10 protein-coding genes are annotated in these 8,179 nt (G+C 58.4%); 4 read left to right on the top strand and 6 right to left on the bottom strand.

What is annotated here, in order from left to right; genetic code table 11:
* Window positions 1-54: 54 nt before the first annotated feature.
* The 5 genes from ACEPP2_RS21090 to aadA1 all read right to left on the bottom strand — a co-directional run bounded on the left by ACEPP2_RS21090 (window position 55) and on the right by aadA1 (window position 4,089).
* A complete protein-coding gene (locus tag ACEPP2_RS21090) occupies window positions 55-819 on the bottom strand; it encodes an IS6-like element IS6100 family transposase (protein ID WP_001389365.1) in 765 nt (254 codons plus the stop codon).
* A gap of 506 nt (window positions 820-1,325) precedes the next feature.
* On the bottom strand, window positions 1,326-1,826 hold the full coding sequence (locus ACEPP2_RS21085) for a GNAT family N-acetyltransferase (RefSeq protein ID WP_000376623.1): 501 nt from the start codon (window positions 1,824-1,826) through the stop codon (window positions 1,326-1,328).
* Window positions 1,827-1,953: 127 nt separating this feature from the next.
* Window positions 1,954-2,793 (bottom strand): sulfonamide-resistant dihydropteroate synthase Sul1, encoded by an 840-nt coding sequence (sul1, locus tag ACEPP2_RS21080; protein WP_000259032.1) that lies wholly within the window; start codon window positions 2,791-2,793, stop codon window positions 1,954-1,956.
* Complete coding sequence (locus ACEPP2_RS21075; RefSeq protein WP_000679427.1) at window positions 2,787-3,134, bottom strand: quaternary ammonium compound efflux SMR transporter QacE delta 1; 348 nt, start codon at window positions 3,132-3,134, stop codon at window positions 2,787-2,789. Before ACEPP2_RS21075 ends, sul1 begins: the two co-directional genes overlap by 7 nt.
* A gap of 163 nt (window positions 3,135-3,297) precedes the next feature.
* Window positions 3,298-4,089 (bottom strand): ANT(3'')-Ia family aminoglycoside nucleotidyltransferase AadA1, encoded by a 792-nt coding sequence (aadA1, locus tag ACEPP2_RS21070; protein WP_001206316.1) that lies wholly within the window; start codon window positions 4,087-4,089, stop codon window positions 3,298-3,300.
* A 145-nt stretch (window positions 4,090-4,234) separates the two neighbouring features.
* Here aadA1 and intI1 point away from each other — a divergent pair, with 145 nt between their 5' ends.
* The 4 genes from intI1 to ACEPP2_RS21050 all read left to right on the top strand — a co-directional run bounded on the left by intI1 (window position 4,235) and on the right by ACEPP2_RS21050 (window position 7,382).
* Window positions 4,235-5,248 carry a class 1 integron integrase IntI1 gene (gene intI1 / locus ACEPP2_RS21065; RefSeq protein ID WP_000845048.1) on the top strand — a complete coding sequence of 338 codons (1,014 nt, stop codon included), beginning with the start codon at window positions 4,235-4,237 and terminating at the stop codon, window positions 5,246-5,248.
* Between the two features lie 206 nt (window positions 5,249-5,454).
* Window positions 5,455-5,685: a hypothetical protein gene (locus tag ACEPP2_RS21060; RefSeq protein ID WP_012196455.1), complete on the top strand. Its 231-nt coding sequence runs from the start codon at window positions 5,455-5,457 to the stop codon at window positions 5,683-5,685.
* 151 nt (window positions 5,686-5,836) lie between these two features.
* Window positions 5,837-6,493: a recombinase family protein gene (locus tag ACEPP2_RS21055; protein WP_012196454.1), complete on the top strand. Its 657-nt coding sequence runs from the start codon at window positions 5,837-5,839 to the stop codon at window positions 6,491-6,493.
* Window positions 6,486-7,382: a replication protein RepA gene (locus ACEPP2_RS21050; RefSeq protein WP_395517869.1), complete on the top strand. Its 897-nt coding sequence runs from the start codon at window positions 6,486-6,488 to the stop codon at window positions 7,380-7,382. Before ACEPP2_RS21055 ends, ACEPP2_RS21050 begins: the two co-directional genes overlap by 8 nt.
* On the opposite strand, the gene ACEPP2_RS21045 is transcribed toward ACEPP2_RS21050, so the two are convergent.
* Window positions 7,354-8,118, bottom strand: coding sequence for an IS6-like element IS6100 family transposase (locus tag ACEPP2_RS21045; RefSeq protein WP_001389365.1), 765 nt, complete (start codon window positions 8,116-8,118; stop codon window positions 7,354-7,356). The two genes, ACEPP2_RS21050 and ACEPP2_RS21045, sit on opposite strands and share 29 nt — an antisense overlap.
* Window positions 8,119-8,179: the final 61 nt, after the last annotated feature.

Here is an 8,179-nt window from a genome sequence, read left to right as displayed (position 1 = left end):
GGCTCTGTTGCAAAGATTGGCGGCAGTCAGAGGTAGGCTGTCGCTCTGCGCCGATCAGGCGGCTGCTGCGAAATGGTGGTTGAGCATGCCCATGGCCTCCGTCAGCGCCGAGGGCCCAATGCCAAAAGCTCTCTCCACAAGGCGCACCTCGCCCCTGATGCCGGGCTGCAGGCACCAGGGGCGAGCCTGTCCTTTGCGCAGGGCTCGCATGACTTCGAATCCCTTGATCGTGGCATAGGCCGTGGGGATCGATTTGAAACCGCGCACCGGCTTGATCAGTATCTTGAGCTTTCCGTGATCGGCCTCGATCACGTTATTGAGATACTTCACCTGCCGGTGGGCCGTCTCCCGGTCCAGCTTTCCTTCGCGCTTCAATTCGGTGATCGCTGCACCATAGCTCGGCGCTTTGTCGGTATTGAGCGTGGCAGGCTTTTCCCAGTGCTTCAGGCCTCGCAGGGCCTTGCCCAGGAACCGCTTCGCTGCCTTGGCGCTGCGGGTCGGCGACAGGTAGAAATCGATCGTGTCGCCCCGCTTGTCGACTGCCCGGTACAGGTAGGTCCACTTGCCCCGCACCTTGACGTAGGTTTCATCCAGGCGCCAGCTCGGATCAAAGCCACGCCGCCAGAACCAGCGCAGCCGCTTCTCCATCTCCGGGGCGTAGCACTGGACCCAGCGATAGATCGTCGTATGGTCGACCGAAATGCCGCGTTCCGCCAGCATTTCCTCAAGGTCGCGATAGCTGATCGGATAGCGACAATACCAGCGCACCGCCCACAGGATCACATCACCCTGGAAATGGCGCCACTTGAAATCCGTCATCGTTCCGTCCGTCCAATCTCCGCCAAGCATGCTCAAGCTTCACGATTTTTGCAACAGAGCCCACACGAGTATTGAGCATAGTCGAGATTGGTGCAGATCACTTCTGATATTGAACTGTCAGGAGCTGGCTGCACAACAGCCATTACGCCCAATCAACTGGTGCAGTCGTCTTCTGAAAATGACATTTGGTATCTCTCATAAACGGATGTTTTTGAGAGAACTATCTTCGGCCTTCACACGCACGAAAGGCGGCGAAGCTCCGCCGTTAATCCGTCCGCCGGAGATCTCGCCCAGGCAGGCTGAAGGCCGAGCAAGCCTGACAGGCCCGAAAAGCCCGGCACGGGCGTCGGCGGCGATGACGGCGGCGGCATTATCCAGGGTTGATGATGGAAGTGGAGGATATCGACAACCTCTCGCGCAACCAAGACATCGCGGTCGGACTGCAAGTGATCTTGAAGCCACGGGCCCGTCCCACCCCGACATGGACCTCGATGCCCGAACGGACGTTAGATTTCGAGTTCTAGGCGTTCTGCGATGAAGGTTGGATCCCAGCCGGGATTGAAAGTGTCGACGTGGGTGAATCCGAGCCGCTCGTATAGGCCACGCAGGTTCGGGTGGCAGTCGAGCCGCAGCTTGGCGCACCCCTGCGTTCGCGCGGCATGGCGGCAAGCCTCGATCAGCGCGGAGCTGACACCCCGGCCCGCATGTGTCCGTCGCACCGCGAGCTTGTGCAGATATGCGGCCTCCCCCTTGAGGGCGTCGGGCCAGAACTCGGGATCCTCGGCCGACAAGGTGCAACAGCCGACGATGCCGTCGCTGCAACTCGCGACTAGGAGCTCGGATCTCAGGACGAAGGTCTCCGCGAATGTCCGGTCGATCCGCGCGACGTCCCAGGCGGGCGTTCCCTTGGCGGACATCCACGCCGCAGCGTCGTGCATCAGCCGCACAACCTCGTCGATATCACCCGAGCAGGCGACCCGAACGTTCGGAGGCTCCTCGCTGTCCATTCGCTCCCCTGGCGCGGTATGAACCGCCGCCTCATAGTGCAGTTTGATCCTGACGAGCCCAGCATGTCTGCGCCCACCTTCGCGGAACCTGACCAGGGTCCGCTAGCGGGCGGCCGGAAGGTGAATGCTAGGCATGATCTAACCCTCGGTCTCTGGCGTCGCGACTGCGAAATTTCGCGAGGGTTTCCGAGATGGTGATTGCGCTTCGCAGATCTCCAGGCGCGTGGGTGCGGACGTAGTCAGCGCCATTGCCGATCGCGTGAAGTTCCGCCGCAAGGCTCGCTGGACCCAGATCCTTTACAGGAAGGCCAACGGTGGCGCCCAAGAAGGATTTCCGCGACACCGAGACCAATAGCGGAAGCCCCAACGCCGACTTCAGCTTTTGAAGGTTCGACAGCACGTGCAGCGATGTTTCCGGTGCGGGGCTCAAGAAAAATCCCATCCCCGGATCGAGGATGAGCCGGTCGGCAGCGACCCCGCTCCGTCGCAAGGCGGAAACCCGCGCCTCGAAGAACCGCACAATCTCGTCGAGCGCGTCTTCGGGTCGAAGGTGACCGGTGCGGGTGGCGATGCCATCCCGCTGCGCTGAGTGCATAACCACCAGCCTGCAGTCCGCCTCAGCAATATCGGGATAGAGCGCAGGGTCAGGAAATCCTTGGATATCGTTCAGGTAGCCCACGCCGCGCTTGAGCGCATAGCGCTGGGTTTCCGGTTGGAAGCTGTCGATTGAAACACGGTGCATCTGATCGGACAGGGCGTCTAAGAGCGGCGCAATACGTCTGATCTCATCGGCCGGCGATACAGGCCTCGCGTCCGGATGGCTGGCGGCCGGTCCGACATCCACGACGTCTGATCCGACTCGCAGCATTTCGATCGCCGCGGTGACAGCGCCGGCGGGGTCTAGCCGCCGGCTCTCATCGAAGAAGGAGTCCTCGGTGAGATTCAGAATGCCGAACACCGTCACCATGGCGTCGGCCTCCGCAGCGACTTCCACGATGGGGATCGGGCGAGCAAAAAGGCAGCAATTATGAGCCCCATACCTACAAAGCCCCACGCATCAAGCTTTTGCCCATGAAGCAACCAGGCAATGGCTGTAATTATGACGACGCCGAGTCCCGACCAGACTGCATAAGCAACACCGACAGGGATGGATTTCAGAACCAGAGAAAGAAAATAAAATGCGATGCCATAACCGATTATGACAACGGCGGAAGGGGCAAGCTTAGTAAAGCCCTCGCTAGATTTTAATGCGGATGTTGCGATTACTTCGCCAACTATTGCGATAACAAGAAAAAGCCAGCCTTTCATGATATATCTCCCAATTTGTGTAGGGCTTATTATGCACGCTTAAAAATAATAAAAGCAGACTTGACCTGATAGTTTGGCTGTGAGCAATTATGTGCTTAGTGCATCTAACGCTTGAGTTAAGCCGCGCCGCGAAGCGGCGTCGGCTTGAACGAATTGTTAGACATTATTTGCCGACTACCTTGGTGATCTCGCCTTTCACGTAGTGAACAAATTCTTCCAACTGATCTGCGCGGGAGGCCAAGCGATCTTCTTCTTGTCCAAGATAAGCCTGTCTAGCTTCAAGTATGACGGGCTGATACTGGGCCGGCAGGCGCTCCATTGCCCAGTCGGCAGCGACATCCTTCGGCGCGATTTTGCCGGTTACTGCGCTGTACCAAATGCGGGACAACGTAAGCACTACATTTCGCTCATCGCCAGCCCAGTCGGGCGGCGAGTTCCATAGCGTTAAGGTTTCATTTAGCGCCTCAAATAGATCCTGTTCAGGAACCGGATCAAAGAGTTCCTCCGCCGCTGGACCTACCAAGGCAACGCTATGTTCTCTTGCTTTTGTCAGCAAGATAGCCAGATCAATGTCGATCGTGGCTGGCTCGAAGATACCTGCAAGAATGTCATTGCGCTGCCATTCTCCAAATTGCAGTTCGCGCTTAGCTGGATAACGCCACGGAATGATGTCGTCGTGCACAACAATGGTGACTTCTACAGCGCGGAGAATCTCGCTCTCTCCAGGGGAAGCCGAAGTTTCCAAAAGGTCGTTGATCAAAGCTCGCCGCGTTGTTTCATCAAGCCTTACGGTCACCGTAACCAGCAAATCAATATCACTGTGTGGCTTCAGGCCGCCATCCACTGCGGAGCCGTACAAATGTACGGCCAGCAACGTCGGTTCGAGATGGCGCTCGATGACGCCAACTACCTCTGATAGTTGAGTCGATACTTCGGCGATCACCGCTTCCCTCATGATGTTTAACTTTGTTTTAGGGCGACTGCCCTGCTGCGTAACATCGTTGCTGCTCCATAACATCAAACATCGACCCACGGCGTAACGCGCTTGCTGCTTGGATGCCCGAGGCATAGACTGTACAAAAAAACAGTCATAACAAGCCATGAAAACCGCCACTGCGCCGTTACCACCGCTGCGTTCGGTCAAGGTTCTGGACCAGTTGCGTGAGCGCATACGCTACTTGCATTACAGTTTACGAACCGAACAGGCTTATGTCCACTGGGTTCGTGCCTTCATCCGTTTCCACGGTGTGCGTCACCCGGCAACCTTGGGCAGCAGCGAAGTCGAGGCATTTCTGTCCTGGCTGGCGAACGAGCGCAAGGTTTCGGTCTCCACGCATCGTCAGGCATTGGCGGCCTTGCTGTTCTTCTACGGCAAGGTGCTGTGCACGGATCTGCCCTGGCTTCAGGAGATCGGAAGACCTCGGCCGTCGCGGCGCTTGCCGGTGGTGCTGACCCCGGATGAAGTGGTTCGCATCCTCGGTTTTCTGGAAGGCGAGCATCGTTTGTTCGCCCAGCTTCTGTATGGAACGGGCATGCGGATCAGTGAGGGTTTGCAACTGCGGGTCAAGGATCTGGATTTCGATCACGGCACGATCATCGTGCGGGAGGGCAAGGGCTCCAAGGATCGGGCCTTGATGTTACCCGAGAGCTTGGCACCCAGCCTGCGCGAGCAGCTGTCGCGTGCACGGGCATGGTGGCTGAAGGACCAGGCCGAGGGCCGCAGCGGCGTTGCGCTTCCCGACGCCCTTGAGCGGAAGTATCCGCGCGCCGGGCATTCCTGGCCGTGGTTCTGGGTTTTTGCGCAGCACACGCATTCGACCGATCCACGGAGCGGTGTCGTGCGTCGCCATCACATGTATGACCAGACCTTTCAGCGCGCCTTCAAACGTGCCGTAGAACAAGCAGGCATCACGAAGCCCGCCACACCGCACACCCTCCGCCACTCGTTCGCGACGGCCTTGCTCCGCAGCGGTTACGACATTCGAACCGTGCAGGATCTGCTCGGCCATTCCGACGTCTCTACGACGATGATTTACACGCATGTGCTGAAAGTTGGCGGTGCCGGAGTGCGCTCACCGCTTGATGCGCTGCCGCCCCTCACTAGTGAGAGGTAGGGCAGCGCAAGTCAATCCTGGCGGATTCACTACCCCTGCGCGAAGGCCATCGGTGCCGCATCGAACGGCCGGTTGCGGAAAGTCCTCCCTGCGTCCGCTGATGGCCGGCAGCAGCCCGTCGTTGCCTGATGGATCCAACCCCTCCGCTGCTATAGTGCAGTCGGCTTCTGACGTTCAGTGCAGCCGTCTTCTGAAAACGACATCTGGTGTTCCTCATTCTCTGGTGGCTGCGCGGCCCGGTGCGCTTTCTTCTCGGCTTGGCTTCGTTCGCCAGTCTCATCACCCTACCGATCATGTGGCTTGGGCTGGACTCGGCCAATAAGACCCACATCATGCTATCGGTCGCAGGCGTCGGCCTTGGTGCGTCGGCCCTCATGTGGTTTTATGACGCGCTTCTCATGAGGCTGGCACCAGAACCAATCCTATTCAGCACCTAAACGAAGGCCGGGCCACTCACCCGGCCTTTTTTGTACGCTCATAGGGCAGAACAAACCAACGTTTTATCTATACCGCAACAGGGTATTTAATTCCTATTTAATCTGCGCTAGAATGAGGCATGTTTAACCGAATCTGACGTTTTCCCTGCAAATGCCAAAATACTATGCCTATCTCCGGGTTTCGCGTGACGGCCAAGACCCGGAAAACCAAAAATACGGTTTGCTCGAATACGCGAACGCCAAAGGCTTCGCGCCGCTACAGATCGAGGAAGAAATTGCCAGCAGAGCAAAGGACTGGCGCAAGCGCAAGCTCGGAGCAATCATCGAAAAGGCCGAGCGTGGCGACGTGCTACTGACGCCGGAGATTACGCGCATTGCCGGTTCCGCCCTCGCCGCCTTGGAAATTCTCAAAGCGGCGAGCGAGCGCGGCCTAATCGTCCATGTGACCAAACAGAAGATCATCATGGACGGCAGCCTACAAAGCGACATCATGGCAACCGTGCTTGGCTTGGCTGCACAGATCGAGCGGCATTTCATTCAGGCACGTACCACCGAGGCGCTACAAGTCGCCAGAGAGCGCGGCAAGACGCTCGGGCGACCCAAGGGCAGCAAATCGAGCGCCTTGAAGCTGGACAGCCGTATTGATGAAGTACAGGCATACGTGAACCTTGGCTTGCCGCAAAGTCGCGCAGCCGAGTTGTTAGGCGTCAGCCCTCACACCTTGCGCCTGTTCATCAAACGCCGGAACATCAAACCCACAAACACTAGACCAACCATCACCATGCCGGGGAGGGAACAACATGCCTAAGAACAACAAAGCCCCCGGCCATCGTATCAACGAGATCATCAAGACGAGCCTCGCGCTCGAAATGGAGGATGCCCGCGAAGCTGGCTTAGTCGGCTACATGGCCCGTTGCCTTGTGCAAGCGACCATGCCCCACACCGACCCCAAGACCAGCTACTTTGAGCGCACCAATGGCATCGTCACCTTGTCGATCATGGGCAAGCCGAGCATCGGCCTGCCCTACGGTTCTATGCCGCGCACCTTGCTTGCTTGGATATGCACCGAGGCCGTGCGAACGAAAGACCCCGTGTTGAACCTTGGCCGGTCGCAATCGGAATTTCTACAAAGGCTCGGAATGCACACCGATGGCCGTTACACGGCCACCCTTCGCAATCAGGCGCAACGCCTGTTTTCATCCATGATTTCGCTTGCCGGCGAGCAAGGCAATGACTTCGGCATTGAGAACGTCGTCATTGCCAAGCGCGCTTTTCTATTCTGGAATCCCAAGCGGCCAGAAGATCGGGCGCTATGGGATAGCACCCTCACCCTCACAGGCGATTTCTTCGAGGAAGTCACCCGCTCACCGGTTCCTATCCGAATCGACTACCTGCATGCCTTGCGGCAGTCTCCGCTTGCGATGGACATTTACACGTGGCTGACCTATCGCGTGTTCCTGTTGCGGGCCAAGGGCCGCCCCTTCGTGCAAATCCCTTGGGTCGCCCTGCAAGCGCAATTCGGCTCATCCTATGGCAGCCGCGCACGCAACTCGCCCGAACTGGACGATAAGGCCCGAGAGCGGGCAGAGCGGGCAGCACTCGCCAGCTTCAAATGGCTCTGTTGCAAAGATTGGCGGCAGTCAGAGGTAGGCTGTCGCTCTGCGCCGATCAGGCGGCTGCTGCGAAATGGTGGTTGAGCATGCCCATGGCCTCCGTCAGCGCCGAGGGCCCAATGCCAAAAGCTCTCTCCACAAGGCGCACCTCGCCCCTGATGCCGGGCTGCAGGCACCAGGGGCGAGCCTGTCCTTTGCGCAGGGCTCGCATGACTTCGAATCCCTTGATCGTGGCATAGGCCGTGGGGATCGATTTGAAACCGCGCACCGGCTTGATCAGTATCTTGAGCTTTCCGTGATCGGCCTCGATCACGTTATTGAGATACTTCACCTGCCGGTGGGCCGTCTCCCGGTCCAGCTTTCCTTCGCGCTTCAATTCGGTGATCGCTGCACCATAGCTCGGCGCTTTGTCGGTATTGAGCGTGGCAGGCTTTTCCCAGTGCTTCAGGCCTCGCAGGGCCTTGCCCAGGAACCGCTTCGCTGCCTTGGCGCTGCGGGTCGGCGACAGGTAGAAATCGATCGTGTCGCCCCGCTTGTCGACTGCCCGGTACAGGTAGGTCCACTTGCCCCGCACCTTGACGTAGGTTTCATCCAGGCGCCAGCTCGGATCAAAGCCACGCCGCCAGAACCAGCGCAGCCGCTTCTCCATCTCCGGGGCGTAGCACTGGACCCAGCGATAGATCGTCGTATGGTCGACCGAAATGCCGCGTTCCGCCAGCATTTCCTCAAGGTCGCGATAGCTGATCGGATAGCGACAATACCAGCGCACCGCCCACAGGATCACATCACCCTGGAAATGGCGCCACTTGAAATCCGTCATCGTTCCGTCCGTCCAATCTCCGCCAAGCATGCTCAAGCTTCACGATTTTTGCAACAGAGCC

Source organism: Pseudorhizobium flavum, from assembly GCF_044142885.1.
GTDB classification, from domain to species: domain Bacteria; phylum Pseudomonadota; class Alphaproteobacteria; order Rhizobiales; family Rhizobiaceae; genus Neorhizobium; species Neorhizobium flavum.
The sequence above is the reverse complement of the archived record's forward strand: the minus strand, read 5'-3'. Positions and strand labels throughout refer to the sequence as shown.